The following is a 15,514-nucleotide window of genomic DNA, read 5'->3' on the forward strand; positions in this document are numbered from 1 at the left end:
CTTGCGACATACTTCGCGTCTCGCGTGTTCGAATATATGTTCGGTAGTGTCGAGTGCGGGAGGTGGGTGCCGTGAGCGGGGACGGTCGTGCTGGTGAGGTGGCGACAGTGATGCATGTGCGCTGCCCGCGGGGCGTGCGGGAGGAGACGTACCGGCAGGTCCTGGAGCTGCTCGCGGATCTGTCTCCCGTCGTGCAGGCCCGGCCGCCCTCCGCGGCCCTGGTGGAGCTGAAGGGGGCGCTGCGCTATCACGGGGCCGATGGGCGCCAGCTGGCGGAGGTGGCCCGGCTGAGGTCGGTGGCGCGACTGGGGGTGGATCTTCAAATCGGGGTCGGGAGCTCATGGACGGTCGCGGCGACGGCTTCGGCGCAGGCGCCGGCGTCGGGCGGCATCGTGGCGGTGGCCCCGGAGACCACCGCGCAGTGGCTGGGTGCGCTGGAGGTGGAGGCCCTGCACGGGATCGGCCCCCGGCATGCGGCGGTGCTGCGCCGGTATGGCGTCGACACGGTGGCGCGGTTGGCCGCGCTGCCGACGGGGACGGTGCAGCGGATCCTGGGAGCACGTGCCGGGCGGACTGCCTCGGAACGCGCCCGCGGCTGGGATCCCCGCCCCGTCACCCCTACCTCCCTGCCGGTGTCCGTGAGCGTCGGCACCCGTTTCGAGCGGGATCTGCTGGACGGAGCGGAGGTGCGGGCCCGGCTGCTGGAGCTGGTCGTACGGCTTGGCGTCACGCTGCGCGGCCGGGGCCAGGCCGCCCGGGCCGTCACGCTCACCCTGCACTTCTCCGGCGGCGCGCGGTGGGACAAGAGCCGCCGCCTGCGGGAACCGTCCGCGCACGAGGACGACCTGCGTACGGCGGTCTCCCAGCTGATGGACGCAGCCGGTCTCCAGCGCGGGCGCCTGAGAGGGATCGTGCTGAAGGGCGACGACGCGGTCCCCGCCGACACCGCTGCCGAGCAGCTCAGTCTCGATCCCCGACGGGAGGCCCGGCTGGTTATGGAGGAGGCGGCTGACCGTGTCCGCGCGAAGTTCGGGCCCCACGCGATCGGCCCGGCCGGCGCGGCCCGGCGCGCCTCCTGACCACCCACGAGGGGGGACGACAAAGCCTCCGGGCCCAACCGGCCCCGGAGGCTTTGTCCCTGGTTCCGCAGACCCGTCCAGCGAACGGGGCCCGCCCACGCCGCGCTCCGAAGGCATCCGTGCCGTCGAAACTGCCGGGCCGCACCGCGCGCAAGATTACGCGGTGTTGATGCGGGATGGACAATGCGTTCCGGTCTGCTGAAGGATGCGCTGTTATGGCGGATCACGTACTTCTGGAAGCCGGGGACGACCTGGTTCGGCAGCTCTCGCATGAGCGGGAGGCGGTCAAGGCCGTGCTTGAGCTGGTGTGGAACTCTCTTGACGCTGACGCCGACGAAGTCAACGTGATCATCGAGCGATCCGCCACCGAGGGCGTGGACAAGGTGGTTGTCACCGACACTGGCGACGGCATCTCACCTGAGAAGGCACGAACCGCGTTCAAGCAGGTCGGAAACTCCGACAAGCGCATGGGCGGCACGACAGAGCGGCTGAAGCGGCCGCTGCACGGAAAGGCTGGCCGCGGGCGGCTGCGGGCCTTCGCGTTGGGGGATTCAACACGCTGGACAAGCACGGCACGTGCAGTGGATGGCCGCCTGATGCGCACGACCATCGAGTCCGAGATCAGCCGACGGACGACGTGGCGCATCGACTCACAGCCAGCACCTGAGACCGACCAGCCGGCCACGAAGGTTGAGCTGTGGGGGAAGCAGTCCAGCCACCTCCTTCGACTTCTGGAGCCCAAAGCCGTCGCCCAGATCACGGCAGCTCTCGCGCCCTATCTCCTGACCTGGACTGATGTCCGGGTCACTTACGACGGCCATCGGATCGACCCGCGTACGCAGATCCAGGAGGAAGAACACTCCGAGGACCTGACATTCGAGTACGACGGGCAGACACACTCGATCACGGTCCGCCTGATCCACTGGCGCACTGGCACGGAACGCACCATCGCCCTGTGCGACGCCGCCAGTTCTCCTGTAGAGAGCATCGACGCTTCCGCTGAGCACACCGACTTCTCCTACACCGCCTACGTGCTGTGGGAACCCATGCCGCAGCACCGCAACGAGATCCCCTTGATCATGCTGGGCGGTGACACACCCCTGGCACCCCTGCTTCGTGTCGCCCGGGACTGGATCGGTGGCCGTCTCGAAGAACGGCGTCGGCGCGAGCGCCGCCGGCTCGTGGACAGGTGGATCGACGAAGGCGTCTACCCCTATCCGCGCCACGCCGAAGGTGACCAGGCTCGTGCCGAACAGGCGACGTTCGACCTGGTCGCGACCTCCATCAACCGCCACATCACGGGTGACAGGGCCAAGAAGCGACTCACGCTGTCCTTGCTGCAGAACTCCCTCCGCCACAACCCGGACGAGATGGTGGAGATCCTGGAGAAGGTCCTGAGCCTGAGCGGCGACGACGTCAGCCACCTGCACGGTCTCCTCCAGCAGACGAGCCTTTCCAACATCATCCGCGCATCATCGATCGTCACCTCACGGCTTCAGTTCCTGACCGCCCTCGAGCACCTGGTCTTCGACGTGGAGACCTACGGAGCGGTCAAGGAACGCGATCACCTCCACAAGATCCTCGAACGCGAACTGTGGGTGTTCGGCGAAGAGTTCAACATGATGCGCAGCAGTGAGATCGGCCTGACCCGAGTGCTGGAACACCACCGGCGTGCCGTCGGCTGGGACCCCACCCCGGACGGGCCCGTCCACGCAGTCGACGGCAGCACCCGGCGAGTCGATCTCATGCTTTCCGCCGAAAGCCACGAGCACGACCGGGTGCGGCACCTCGTCATCGAACTCAAGGCGCCCAAAGTCGATGCAGACCGCGAACAGGCCAACCAAGTCGACGACTACATGCAGGCCGTCCTCAACGAACCCCGCTTCGCCAACGTCGAAACCACCTGGGACTTCTACCTTGTCGTCCGTTCGATCAAGGACAGGCTGAAGCCCTCCCTCCGGCAGGCCAACCAACCCGAGGGCCTGTACAGCGAACCCACGAACTATGAGCACGCACACGTCCGGGTCTGGGTGCGCACGTGGTCCGAAATCCTGCGAGAAGCCAAGCAGCGCCTGGAGTTCGTCAAGAACGGAATCGACCACAACCCCTCCCTGGAACAGGCCCTCGACTACCTCCGGCAACGCCACGGCGACCTCATCCCTGACCAGCTGCGCCACCCGACAGCCGTTCCCACACCTCGCCCTGAGGCAGCTCACAACCCTGCCGTCTGAATCAACGTGAGCGACGGCTGGCGGTGCTGGTGCAGGAGATGATCGGCGTCGACGACAGCGTGGACCACGACGGGTACGCCCACGCCCTGGAGCAGCTGGTCGACGCCGCCATCGCGGGAGACGCTCCTGATCAGCCCGCCCATCCGATGTCCCGGACCTCGATTGCTCCGACGTGCGGCATGTACTGAATCCAGCACCGCCGGCCGAATGCCTCCCGGATCTCTTCCACCGAGCCCGGGTCACGGACGTCGGGCCAGGCCCGTGGATCCATCCGTGCGACCTCCACGAGCGCCATCACCTCCCGCCGCGCCCGGTCGTCCGGCAGCTGCGCCATGACCTCCACCGCGAGCTCCTCCACCACCACGCCGTACCGCATCCCGTACACCCCCGTGTGATCGACTCGGGCAGCAGCGTACGAAAGAGCCGCTGATCGCGTTCGGGCCTGTGGATAACCCGCGTCCGCGCTGCTCAACTGCCCCGGAGCGCAGCACGGATGGCGTCGACGTGGGGCCGGATGAACTCCTGCGCCCGCTTTTCGGCCCGGGCGTGCTCTTCGTCGGTCAGGGCCCGCCGTACGCACAGCTCGGTGATCTCGACTTCGTACGAGCGGTAGTCGTCCGCGGGCCGGGGCAGCGGGACGGGGTACAGGTGCCAGCCGTGCGCGGTCGCCCGCCACAGCTGCCGGTCGCCCTCGGCGAGGCCGCCGTAGTGCTCGATGAACATCGCCACGACGTCCGCGGTGAAGTACATCGACGGCCGGTCGCCCGCCGCGCACCCCGGGCAGCCGTCCTTGCCGGTACACACCGCCAGACGCCGGTCGTAGCGCGGCGGCCAGAAGCGCGGGTGGGCGCGCTGCTGGGTGTAGGTGCGGCCGACGGGCCGACGGTGGACTTCGACGTGGCCGTCGGCCTCGAGGCGGCGCACCGCCCGCCGTACGGCGGCACGCTGGGCGTCGGTCGGCTGCTCGACTCCGTAGACGACGCGGGCGAGACCGGTGACCGAGGCGGCCAGCGGGGTCCCGTCGACGGTGCTGAGGCCGCCGGGCTCGCTGCGCACGTACGCCAGCACAGCCCGCTGTACCCGCCCGAGTCCTCGTGACACGCCTCCAGTGTCCCGCTCCGCCCGGGTCTGGGATACGAGCGCTTACGGCTGTGCCGGGATGATCGGAATGAAGGTGTTGGGCATCTGAGCAACGAACGCTTATGCCGCGCTGCCGGTGGGGTGGGACGACGAAGCCTCCGGAACCTGGCCGGTCCCGGAGGCTCATCCCTTGCTCCGCAAGCACGGTTCAACGAGCGCGGCCCTGACGGCGTCACGCGGCAGCGGGCTCCGGCGCGTTCTCGAAGGGGCTGGGGTAGGCGGCCATCTCCTCAAGCCGCGAGATGACGGCACGAGCATCGCCCAGGGCCCGGTGACCGCCGCGCAGCTTCTGCCAGGTGTAGCTGCCCCAGTAGTCGTGCCAGTCGCCGAAGAACGCTGCGTACTGCTCCATCGCGCACTCCTCCCACGCCTGCGCGTCCAGCCAGGCCTGCGCGGCCGCGTGCCGCCGGGCGCCGTACCGCGGGTGCCTGGCCAGGTCGACGGTGCCCTGGGCGAGGTGGTGCAGGTGGAGCTCCCACCCCAGGCGCCCGGTGTCGTACTCCCGGTTGTAGATCACGATCCGGCGCCCGGCGAGAGCCTCGGTGAGACGGGGGAGGACCTCGGAGAAGGTGGGCGCGTCTTCGACCATGTTGTCGGTGATTTTGTGAATCGCCGTGGCCTCCGCGGGGATCGGCTCGCCGCCGGGGTTGAGCAGCGTGTCGAGCAGCACCGTCCCGGACACCGTGGTGACGGCGATCTCCACGATCCGTGACGTCGCGGTCAGGCCGGTCGTCTCGGTGTCCAGGACCGCGTAGCCGTCCGGGTCGGCGAGGATCTTCTGCGCCCACGCGATGGTGGGCCCGAGGTCGTCCCACCGGGCGCGGTCCGCGAGCTGCTGCGCCTCGATGCGTTCCTGCTCGATCTCCTGGTCGCACGGGGTGCAGTGCCAGTCGGCCATCGTCTGCTCGCGCTCGCTCATTCCCGCCCACACGGTGAGCGGGTACAGCTGCACCAGGCACCGCCGGCAGGAGCGTTCCACCAGCGACAGCGCCACCCGCCGTCCGCGCTCACGGCGTTCCTCGCACGCCAGGCACATCCCGTTGCCCCAGCTCCTGGCGGGCGCTGGCGTCTGGAAGACGGTGCCGCAGTCCTGGCACGTCCGGCGGTGCAGATCAGCCAGGCGCCGGTCCTCCCGGTCCCGGCACACGCCGCACATCCCCCACACCGGGACCTCGAACGCCTCACCGCAGTCGGTGCAGGTCCGCCGCTGCTGCATCTGCCGACGCTGTAGAGCCGACAGCGGCCGCATCTTCACCGACTGCTCCGGGTCCCACAGAGCGACCCGGGTCCTGTACCAGTGCACGTAGATGTACGCGGCCGGCCGCTGTCCCACAGCGGGCTTGCGCCGTACCGCGCCCAGTTGGGCCTTCGTCCGCAGGTACGCCGGTGCCCGGCCGGTGGCGTACACCGGCACTCCCTTCACGAACTTCAGCGGCTCACCCCGGGCCACCCGGTCCGGGTCGACGCCGTCCTCCTGGCCCGCCGACGCGGTCAACACCTCGTTCACGAATTGCCTCCTTCGGCCTAGCGGCGACCAATCGCAATGGAACGTGACATAAAGTATGAATCAGTGTCAAGTGACATGGAAAATGGGCAAGTTGCGCGTATGCGCTTAGATACCCGCTCGCGTATGCGAGGGAAAAAGTCACCCGCTCGGGCGTCCTGCGGAGCCCGGGAGCCGCCGCGGTGGTCGGCAGCGTGGTCGGCCCCGACCATGACCCCGACCACGCCTCCGGCTGTGCCGTGTCCAGCCCCGACCACGGCTGGTTGCTTCTCGTGTTGCCCTTCTTGGCGCCCCTCGTGGTGTCCCTCGTAGTGCTTCTCGTGGTGCCCCTCGTATGGCCTCGGCTGGTGAGAAGTTGGCGTTAGCGCACGCGACTGACCAGGTCGACAAGGGGCGGATACGTGCCTGTCCGGTGGCCGACTACTTCGCTACGGAGGGTCTGCGGGCGAAGTACAGACCCGTGCCGTCGTCTGCTGCGGCCGTGCGTCAGGTCTGGCGGTGCCCGGACTCCGTCCAGCGGACTCGGTGGCCGGGGTCGTGGACGGGGCGCCACACGGGTGCGGAGGGGCCGCGCTGGAGCAGATCGGCCAGCGGCGCCGCGAGGACGGGGACGTCGTGCGGGAAGCGGGACGGCGCCAGCAGCCCGGCCCCCGCGCGCAGGGCGCTGATCCGGTTCTCCACACCGGCCGGTCCGGTGGCGTCCAGGACGAACAGGACGCGGGGGAAGAGCGGGTAGCGCCGGCGCCACTCCTCAACCGCCGTCTCCCGGACGGTCGGCCGGCGCCCCGGGACCACGGGCACGTAGCGGTGGAGGCGCTCGTACGCGGTCAGCTTGGCGGCCAGGCGTTCGGGACCCATGGTGGCCCGGTCGACCTCCACGAACGCCCGCAGCATCGACCCGTTGTCGCCGTCAGCGGGACCGCGCCGGTAGTACAGGAGCGCGTCGGGGATGACGGCCTCGCCGCTCCCGATCGGATGGTGGACCTCGGGGATCCAGTCCAGCGGCTCGCACACATCGCCGCGGCGGCGGGCGTCCTCGAGGAAGACGAGCGCCGTCTCGGTCACAGTCAGCGTGTGGCCGGCCTTCAACCGCACGGCGGTCGGATCGGACACGGTCCGGGAGGGCCGGCGCCCGCGCAGCTCGGGCCACTCCGAGGCGAGCTGCACGCCGTACGCGGTCGGGAACCACACCCTCATCCGACCGGCCTGCGGCAGGGTGATCCGGTCGACCAGCCCCTCCACACGCAGCCGGGCCAGCCGCCGCCGGGTCTGCTCGATACGCACCGAGGGAGCGATCACCCGGTGCATCTGCTCTGTGGTGGCCATCCGGTACTGCGCCAGCACGCCCAGCGCCAGCCGGTCCCCGCTGCCTGCGTCCACGCCGATCATCTCTGCTCGCTTCCCGTACGGTGCGGCGCCGTCCTGCGCGGCGCCGCGCGTACCGGTCACAGCAGCAGCCGGCCCCGACCAGAACCCCGACCACGAAGGCCCGACCACGGTCACGAAGCGACAACACCTCCGTGGACCCGGCCCGCATCCCCGCCGACAACCCGTCCGACAACCGCCCGCATGCCCTGCCGCACCCGTCCGCGAATCCGCAGGTCACCACGCTGACCCTGCCGTGGTCGGGAGGCCGACATCCCCTCTACGCCCCCGAGTCCACGCCCCACAGCAGGAAGAACAGAGAAGTGGGTGGGTGGGACAGGCCCTGGGCGGCGGGCGAGGGGATCGGGCGCCGCGGTGTTGCTCGCGCGCGACGGCGGGGCCGCGCGCGACGCCGGACGGTTGTTCGGAACCGCGCCGGGGAAGATCCGAATCCCGGCGCGTGTGCGCGGATTGCCAACGAGAGGCGAGATCTCGTGGACGACTTCTTTGCCAGAGTCGAAGGCCGTGCCCACGCGTGGCCTCCAGGGCGTAGAGATCTGCACTGGCTGATCGTTCCCGGCGAGGACTTCGCCCGTACGCACTTGTACGAGCCCTACCGCCTGCTGTCCGAGCAACCTGGCCTGTGTCCGGTGAGGCCGCAGTGGATGCACATCACCGTGCTGCATGCCGGGCCGCAGGACAGCGCGAGCGCCGGGGAAGTCGACCAGATCACCCGGGAGGTGGGCCGCCGGGCCGCCGACACCGACGCGTTCGAGGTGACGCTGTCCCGCCCGGACATCGGCACCGTGGCGATCGAGAGCAAGGGCTACCCCGGCCGGCCCCACCGGAAGTTGTGGGAGATGACCTGGCAGGCGCACCGTACGGTGGTCGGCGACCGGTGGCCGCGCATCCCGTCGGCCTCCTATCCCCATCTCTCCCACGCCTACGCCGGGGCGGAAGGGCACCTGGCGGACCGCGGCGCGCTCAAGGTGCTGCTGTCCGACCTGCCCGGCAGCCCGGTCACGGTGCCGGTCACCGCCCTCACGCTGGTGGCCGAATGGCACGACCGCCGCGAGATCGTGTGGGACGTCCTCGCCGAAGTACCGCTGGGACGGCAGCTCTGAACCGCCTCAGCTGCCTTCCGCGCCGGGCATCACCGGCTGCACCGAGGCGACCTTGACCCACATCTCCGCCAGGGCGACCGCCTGCTCAACACCCAGCCGCTGGTCCTTGAGGTAGTCCAGAAGCCACCGCTGCCACGTGCTCAGCTCGCCAGGAGAGGAGTTGCTCAGTTCCCTCGCCTGTTCCCGCTCCTTCCACGCGCGCTCCGGGCTCCCGGCGACCCGCGCCCAGTTGTAGGCCTGAAGTGCGGCGTCGGCACGCCGGTCCCCGGACGGGTCCATCAGCAATCCCCCTGCTCCAGCTGGCGGTTCGGTGCCCAGACCCTACCCACGATCACCGTGTCCGGTTCGTCGAACATCCTTCCCACGGCGCGCACGGAGGGGCTGGCGCGGACGCATGAGCCACCGAGAGGATGAGGCCGGACCATCCGACAGCAGGAGGGGCGCAGATGGACGGGGCGCAGTACGAGGTACGGTCCGCCGGTGAGGCGTGGTTCTACGACTCACGAGCGGGGTTCCGCTCCCGTACGCCGGTGACCTGCCGCGAGTGCGGTGCACGGACCGGGCTGACGCTGACGGCACACGGCGAGGACACGGCGATCACCTGCCCGCAGGGACACACGACCCAGGACTGGCGGCTGACCCCCATGGCCGTACGCGACGTCGCCAGGGCGGCCGCCGACGCCGGCGTCGGCGTGGTCCCGGCTGACGCTGAGATCCGGCTCCGGGTGAGGACGGAGACGCCGATCCTGCCCGAATACGAGGACATCGCCTGAGCACCCGTCACGCAGCCGCGGCCCCGGGCATCCTCGCCCGGGGCCGCGCGCATGCCGTCACGGCCCTGGGCTGCCTTCGGGCCCGCGCACACCGCTGCCCCACAGAGCGGTCTGCCCCGCCACCTCGGGCGCCAGCGCGAGTTGCTCGGGACCCGGCCCGCGGACGTCGCGGGGATCGGTGCCGTTGGCTCCCATGAGGTCCTCGGACACCCGGAGGTCCAGAGCGGTCACGGCCGCGTCGATCCGGTCCCACTGCTGATCGGTGAGATCAGGCAGCAGGGGCCGCAGGTGGTGGAGAGCGAAAGCGACGATGCTGTTCGCTGTGCAGTGCAGGAGGTTGGTGACGGCGACGGAGTGCGCGTCCTCGTGGAACTCCCTGCCGCCGGACAGGGCGTAGGCGTTCTCGTACGCGTACGAGGCCCGCTCGGTGATGGTGTCGTGCGCGATGGCCCGCACCTCCGCGAGCCAGTCCTCGGTGAACAGCAGCTGCTCGATCGCGGCGCCGGGCACGATGGTGCCGGCCGCGGTGGTGACGTCTTTCATGCCCGACCAACTTACGGCTCCGCCTGCGCGACACGCCCCGGACCGCCTCGAAAGCCCGGAGACGACGGCGGCCGACGCGGTCCGTACGACTGCGCCGACAGCATGAGGCCCCGGGGCGCGTCGTGCAGTCCCCGCTCCTGGTCCGGCACAGCTGCTCACGTCTCGAACGGGCCCGGTCAATCTGTGCCGTGATGACATCCATGCCTCCGCCTTCGCCGGCGAACGTGCTGGACTGTTCGCGTCCCGTACGCAGCTCCCAGGGGAGGGACCATGGGCGAGGTCGCCACGGCCGTGTCCGACGAAGCGTTCTCCGCGCTTGCCGAGAACCTGCGCCACATCCTTGAGGTCCGCGCGCTGCTGTGCGTCATCGCGCCGGAGGACGTCCAGGGCGAAGCTGTGGTGGAGGCCGCTCTCAGCCGCTGCGACGGGGCCGACCCCGTCGTGGTCACGACCGCCGCACCCGCCAGCCTCGCGGCGCTCCTGGACGCGTTCCACGCCGCTCTGTACCTCGGTGCCAGGCCGCGACGGCTGGCCGACGCTCAGCAGGCTGTCGAGAACGAGCTCGCACGGCGTTCCTGGCCAGTGGTGGTCGTACGCGATGCCCATCTGCTGCGGACCGAGGCCCTGCAGTACGTCTACGCGCTGTGGAGCCTGTTCCAAGAGCGTGAGCGACGGATGCCCGTCGTCCTGGTGGGCCCCGAGCGGATCCGGTCCGTGCTGCGTCGGCCGTCACTCGCCAGCCTGCAGAGCTGCGTCTTCATCTGGCACCGCCTCATCCCGTGAACGCACAAGACTCCGGGCCTCGACAGGCCCGGAGTCCGGTGGGGAGCGGCCAGAGGTCGTCTCAGTAGGAGTCCTCCCGTTCGGAGGGCGGCCCGTACTGCTCGATCAGGTCGCAGGTGCAGGCGCCGCCCTCGTACAGCACCGTGTCGCACTCGTCATGGTGGTGCCGTACCCGCGGCCGCTTCGGCGGGGCGGCCGACGCGGGAGGGACGGGAGGCTGGTCGGTCCCGGCCCGGGCGGCGGCCCGGAGTTCCTGGTCCACGATGGCGGAGGCGATCTCATCCTTGCGCCACTGCTCGGGGGAGTTGTGGCGTACCAGGCCGCCCGCGTAGGCCATGCGCAGAAGTTCGGCCTTGGTGTGCTTCCGGGTCAGCTCGGTGAGGCGCTTCATGCGCGCCAGGCCGCGGGCCGCCTCGGATTCGCGCTCCTGGTCCGTCATCGCGTCGGCGTCGCGCTGCTCCGGCACGGACGTCTCCGTCGGCGCCGGCTGCTCGGAGCCTCTGTCTGCGGGGGCCGGGGCGGCCGGGGCCGGGCCTGCCCAGTCGACGCCCAACGCGGCCAGGGCGGCGAGCTGTTCGGCACTGAGCTTGTCCCGCCTCGCCCGGGTGTTCGAAACCCACACGCCCAGCTTCACCGTCACCGGCTCCGCCTCGCCGTCGGCCGCGATCTCCTCGCTGGCCCCGCGCGGCACCGGCCGGTCCGCGCCTTCCCGCTCCACCCACTGCGCGAGGGCCTGTACGCCCCGCTGGAAGGCCTGTTGGGCCTTGCTCGGGCCCTTCCTCGACCGCGTGGCCGCCGGTGCGGGAGACGGCGCCTCAAGCGGTGTGACGCCCAGCTGGGACAGGCGCTCCTGCTGCTCGGTGGACAACTGCGCCCAGGTGCTCGCCTCGCGTTGCCGTGCGAGCCACTTGCCCAGGTCATCGCCCTCGAACAGGACACCCGGCTGGATGGCCGGCAGGACGCCGTCGGCGTCGACCAGGTCCGCGAGGACGCGGTAGTGGCGCTGCCAGTCGAGCGGCCACGGGCAGTCCCAGTCCGGGTCGATCGCCGCCAGCTGTGCCGCCCGCACCGTGGCGCGCTCAGGGTCCTTCCCGAGGCCGCCCTTCCTGCGGAGATTGGCCGCATGCTGCCCGACGGGCACCATCGCCTCGCCCTCTCCCCACACCTGGTCCTGGCGGGGGGCGAGGTGTCCGGTGGCCCGGTGGTACGAGCGCAGCGCGGAGAGCTTGTTCTCCCACGCTTCCTCACCCGGTTCCCACACCATGCCAGCCTCTTCGGCGTCCAGCAGCTCCTTGCGCCGCTCCTCCATCTCCCCGGCCCGCAGTGCCTTCCGCTGCTGGTGGACCCATCGCCCAAGGGGAAAATCTTTCGTCACCCCGACCTGGGTCTCTGTGTCGTAGGGAACGGCGTAGAGGCCGGTGATCTCGTTCTCCGCCCGCCAGCGGATGAGGGCCTGGTAGCCCTCCAGCCACACCAGGGAGTCCGGCCGGTAGACGCGGGTGCGCAGGAACGCGGCGATCGTGGCGGCGTCCCGGGGCGTGGAGAAGTGGAGCAGTGCCGATTCGGCGGCGGCCTGGGTGTCGTCGTGCTCCTGGCCCTCGCCGTCGCCCTCGCCGTCGGCGCCGATGATCTGGCCGTTCTCGTCGCGCTGGACGTGGACCTTGCGCTTGCCGCTGGTGAGGGCGCGGGAGGCGAGCTGCTCAACGAGTCGTTCATCATGACTGCGGAGCCCTTGCAAAACGGCTACAAGGGGGCGAAAACTGGCGCTGGCGACCATGTCGGTGGGGTCCTCGTTCGGCTCCAGGAAGATCGGCACGATGATCCTGGCCACCTTGGTGGAGCCGTCGCGGTTCAGCCGGAGTGCGCGGCCGATGTTCTGCACGATCTCCACCTGGGAGCCGCGGGTGTCCGCGAAGCAGATCGCCTCCACCCCACGCTCGCCCGTGATGTCCACGCCCTCCCCGAGAACGCGAACGCTCGCGAGGAACGCCCTGTGTACGCGCCGGTTATTGGCGTCGATGCCGTTGGCGAACTGCCGGATGACCTCGCGGCGTTCGGCCACCAGGTGGTCGCCGCACAGCCACGCCGACCACACCCGGTCCGGCGGGACGTGGCGGCCGGCCTCCAGGCCGTAGAACTCCGCGTCGATCGAGGACGCGGGGAGCGACTTCTCCGCCTTGACCATGGTCTCGTCATCGGTCTCGGTGACGTACAGCTCGGCAGCGGTCTTCGGCAGCGCCTCCGCGAACGCCGCGGCTTCCTCGACCTTCTGGTGGAACGTCATGACCGTACGCAGGTTGTACGCGGCGGCGTGCTCCAGGAGGGCGGTCTGCAGCAGCGCGAGGCGCCGGCCCCGCAGTGCCTCCTCCGACAGCCCGAGGACGGGGGAGGGGTCGCGGATCTCCAGCACGTCGATCTCGAACGCGGCGAGGATCTCCCGCTCGATCGCCTCCGAGAGCCCGAGTTCGGCCAGCCACGGCCCGTAGGTCTGCGAGTCCTGGCCCATCGATGCGATCTCCAGCTCCTGGCCGTCCTTCCCGCGCTGCGGGCGGGGCGAGGCCAGGATGCGCGGGGTCGCGGTCAGGTAGAGCCTGAAGTCCGCCGGGATGCGGGCGTTGTCGTGGATCGCCGCCCACGGCCTCCCAAGATCACCGGCGGTTCCGTGCGCCTCATCGACGATGGCGAGCGAAAAACCGTCCATGCGCTGCCCGTAGAGCCGGTCTCCACCCGCCAGAGCGGCCTCCAGCGGCCCGCGAACGCTGCCCTGGCCCGATGGGTCGTCGAAGTCCTCGCGGTCCACGAGAGAGGCGTACGTGGCGAACACGATGACAGGCCCGTGCCCGGCCCACAGGGCCAGCTGGATCGGGTTGGTGGTGGTGCGCACGCCCAGTTCGTTCAGCACCGGGTCGTTCTCCAGCGAGCACACCGCGACCATCGGGGACTGGTGCCCCACGGCCCGCCACGCCTGGGCGGTCTGCACGAGCAGGTCCAGGGTCGGCACGGTCACGAGGATCCGGCCGTCCGGGAAGCACTCCAGCGCGCACGCAGAAGCCATGATCGTTTTTCCGGACCCGGTCGCTGACACGATCGTGCCACGGGCACCCTGAGGGGGCACAGATGACCTTGCAGGGAATCCGACCCACCGACGGAAACTCGACTTCTGGTCGATCTGGTGTTTCTTGAGCGGAATCCTGCTCATCGCCCGTCCTCCTCACTCGTGTCGTAGAGCCAGCTGTGGTGAAGCCTTTCCAGCGCGTTTTCCTCCTGGCCCTGTTTCGACCAGACACCTTCGAGCCAGAGCGGTGTTTTCTCGATCCTCTCGCACAGCATGAAGCAGGCGGGCAGGTCGATCAGCACGAGCTCGCCCGCGAACACCCCGTCGGGCCCGTAGCGGCGCCACAGCCGCTCCAGCCGCGCCCGGTGCTCGTGCAGGTAGGTCTCCAGCGCCCGCGGGTAGCTCTCCGGCTCCGCCAGGCGCACGGTCCGCAAGGCGAGGACCACGAGCTCCCGGGACGACTCCCGGTCCCACTGCTCGGAGTTGGTGCCGGTCACGGCCGCGTAGTGCTGCTCGCAGAGGTCCAGGACGCGCTCGACAAATTCCGCCGACGGCTCGGTCTCTTCCGCTGCACGAGCCGAAGGCCGGCCGACCTCCACCGGCGGCAGAGTGGACCCGTCGCCACTACGGACGGCTGCCCTCGCCAGGTCCAGGCCGTGGTGATCGAGGTAGGCCAGGAGGAACAGGGCCAGGGCGCGGCCGGGGTCGCTGGCGTGCTCGATCCCGGGCGGCGTGGTGGTCCAGCCGAACGTGGCCTGGTGGGGCCGGGGATGTACACCAGGGGTGTGCGGGTCGGGGAAGGTGACGGCGCGGGTGAAGAAGTCGTCCAGGCGGCTGACCATGTCCGCATCCGGGTCCTCCGGCTCACGGCCGCGCACGGTGGCGGTGGCGTTCTCCAGGATGGCGGTCAGGTACCGCCGGCGGGCCTCCTCCTGCTGCCGCACCTCGCTGTCCGGGCTCTCCTCCACCACCTCCACCACGCGATACAGGTCCTGGTCCCCGTACACCCCGCCCGGCTTCTCATGAGCCTTGCGGACCTTGGTGACGGCCTCCTCGACCGACCGCCCGTAGGCGTAGTGCGTCAGCCTGGACGCGCCCGGGTGCTCCGGATCGGTCCGCTGCGCCACGATCCGGTAGCGGATCTGCTCAAGGGTCGGCCCCTGCTCACCGCTCTCGCGCTCCTGACGCTCCCGCTGCGCCTGGCGCCAGCGGTGCACCTCCGGGTCGTTGTCGGGGGAGTAGGTCTCCCACCCTGCGGTGGCCATCAGATTCGAGATGCGCAGCAGTTCGTTCCGCCGGACTGCTGCCAGCCGGTCTTCCGTGCTGAGCGGACCCGGCCGGTCCTCGCGGCTTTCCAGCCCACCCGCAGCCACATACCGTTCGTGGATTTCTGCCGAGGTAAAGCCGGTAACCTCACGGTGGATTTCCTCCCGCGCCTTGAGGCGCATTTCGAAACTCAACGAATTCAAGGTGCCTCCCTCCCTCTACCCCGCCCCGTGTGGTTGGGGGGTGTCTCGTGTTTCCGCCAACGGTACATGCTGCATCAACCTGATGCACACGCTATACTGGAACCCGACACGAACGAGTGACCCCCACCCCCATAGCCAGCCCCGCCCGCACCAGCGGGCCCCAAGGTTCTGGAGGCGCAGCCGGAAGGACCGTCAGGCGGGGGAGCGCAGCGGACCCGCCCGGAGTCCGCAGGACTCCCCAACTCCCCAACGAAAGGCCCCCACTAGCCGTACCTGACACCCTCTCAGCCGCCCGGCGCGCACCGCGCGCCCGCCGCGCCGCATCGCGGCCGGCCCCACCGGATCCCGGAGCGCAGCGCAGGGATCCGCCCGTGCTCCGCACGGGCAGCGGGAGCGCAGCGACCGCCCCGCTTGCACATCGCGCAGCGATGTGGTACCCGCTCCGCGG

13 protein-coding genes are annotated in these 15,514 nt (G+C 70.2%); 5 read left to right on the forward strand and 8 right to left on the reverse strand.

Annotated features, from left to right (window positions below):
• Positions 1-71: 71 nt before the first annotated feature.
• Positions 72-1,079: a DNA polymerase Y family protein gene (locus ACYQ8Q_RS45325; RefSeq protein ID WP_460074156.1), complete on the forward strand. Its 1,008-nt coding sequence runs from the start codon at positions 72-74 to the stop codon at positions 1,077-1,079.
• Positions 1,080-1,294: 215 nt separating this feature from the next.
• Positions 1,295-3,310, forward strand: a complete 2,016-nt coding sequence (locus ACYQ8Q_RS45330; protein WP_460074158.1) for an ATP-binding protein — start codon at positions 1,295-1,297, stop codon at positions 3,308-3,310.
• Positions 3,311-3,440: 130 nt separating this feature from the next.
• Here ACYQ8Q_RS45330 and ACYQ8Q_RS45335 read toward each other — a convergent pair whose 3' ends face one another.
• The 4 genes from ACYQ8Q_RS45335 to ACYQ8Q_RS45350 form a co-directional block, all read right to left on the reverse strand.
• Positions 3,441-3,686, reverse strand: a complete 246-nt coding sequence (locus tag ACYQ8Q_RS45335; protein WP_460074160.1) for a hypothetical protein — start codon at positions 3,684-3,686, stop codon at positions 3,441-3,443.
• A 92-nt stretch (positions 3,687-3,778) separates the two neighbouring features.
• On the reverse strand, positions 3,779-4,411 hold the full coding sequence (locus ACYQ8Q_RS45340; protein ID WP_460074162.1) for a hypothetical protein: 633 nt from the start codon (positions 4,409-4,411) through the stop codon (positions 3,779-3,781).
• Between the two features lie 211 nt (positions 4,412-4,622).
• The gene (locus ACYQ8Q_RS45345) at positions 4,623-5,957 is read right to left on the reverse strand and encodes a 3'-5' exonuclease (RefSeq protein ID WP_460074164.1); all 1,335 of its coding nucleotides are present in this window, start codon (positions 5,955-5,957) and stop codon (positions 4,623-4,625) included.
• Positions 5,958-6,440: 483 nt separating this feature from the next.
• Complete coding sequence (locus ACYQ8Q_RS45350; protein ID WP_460074183.1) at positions 6,441-7,343, reverse strand: replication-relaxation family protein; 903 nt, start codon at positions 7,341-7,343, stop codon at positions 6,441-6,443.
• A gap of 626 nt (positions 7,344-7,969) precedes the next feature.
• On the opposite strand from ACYQ8Q_RS45350, the gene ACYQ8Q_RS45355 reads away from it, so the two are divergent.
• On the forward strand, positions 7,970-8,443 hold the full coding sequence (locus ACYQ8Q_RS45355) for a 2'-5' RNA ligase family protein (RefSeq protein ID WP_460074186.1): 474 nt from the start codon (positions 7,970-7,972) through the stop codon (positions 8,441-8,443).
• 6 nt (positions 8,444-8,449) lie between these two features.
• Here ACYQ8Q_RS45355 and ACYQ8Q_RS45360 read toward each other — a convergent pair whose 3' ends face one another.
• Complete coding sequence (locus ACYQ8Q_RS45360; RefSeq protein WP_460074165.1) at positions 8,450-8,722, reverse strand: hypothetical protein; 273 nt, start codon at positions 8,720-8,722, stop codon at positions 8,450-8,452.
• 167 nt (positions 8,723-8,889) lie between these two features.
• On the opposite strand from ACYQ8Q_RS45360, the gene ACYQ8Q_RS45365 reads away from it, so the two are divergent.
• Positions 8,890-9,216: a hypothetical protein gene (locus ACYQ8Q_RS45365; protein WP_460074166.1), complete on the forward strand. Its 327-nt coding sequence runs from the start codon at positions 8,890-8,892 to the stop codon at positions 9,214-9,216.
• Between the two features lie 57 nt (positions 9,217-9,273).
• Here the strand turns inward: ACYQ8Q_RS45365 and ACYQ8Q_RS45370 are convergent, their stop codons facing one another.
• Positions 9,274-9,759 carry a hypothetical protein gene (locus ACYQ8Q_RS45370; protein ID WP_460074168.1) on the reverse strand — a complete coding sequence of 162 codons (486 nt, stop codon included), beginning with the start codon at positions 9,757-9,759 and terminating at the stop codon, positions 9,274-9,276.
• Between the two features lie 270 nt (positions 9,760-10,029).
• On the opposite strand from ACYQ8Q_RS45370, the gene ACYQ8Q_RS45375 reads away from it, so the two are divergent.
• The gene (locus ACYQ8Q_RS45375; protein WP_460074170.1) at positions 10,030-10,542 is read left to right on the forward strand and encodes an AAA family ATPase; all 513 of its coding nucleotides are present in this window, start codon (positions 10,030-10,032) and stop codon (positions 10,540-10,542) included.
• Between the two features lie 61 nt (positions 10,543-10,603).
• Here the strand turns inward: ACYQ8Q_RS45375 and ACYQ8Q_RS45380 are convergent, their stop codons facing one another.
• Together ACYQ8Q_RS45380 and ACYQ8Q_RS45385 are read right to left on the reverse strand one after the other, a co-directional pair.
• Positions 10,604-13,741 carry a helicase associated domain-containing protein gene (locus tag ACYQ8Q_RS45380; protein WP_460074172.1) on the reverse strand — a complete coding sequence of 1,046 codons (3,138 nt, stop codon included), beginning with the start codon at positions 13,739-13,741 and terminating at the stop codon, positions 10,604-10,606.
• Positions 13,738-15,066, reverse strand: a complete 1,329-nt coding sequence (locus ACYQ8Q_RS45385; RefSeq protein ID WP_460074174.1) for a hypothetical protein — start codon at positions 15,064-15,066, stop codon at positions 13,738-13,740. Before ACYQ8Q_RS45385 ends, ACYQ8Q_RS45380 begins: the two co-directional genes overlap by 4 nt.
• Positions 15,067-15,514 lie beyond the last annotated feature (448 nt).

The sequence above is a fragment of the Streptomyces sp. YKOK-I1 genome (assembly GCF_054660435.1).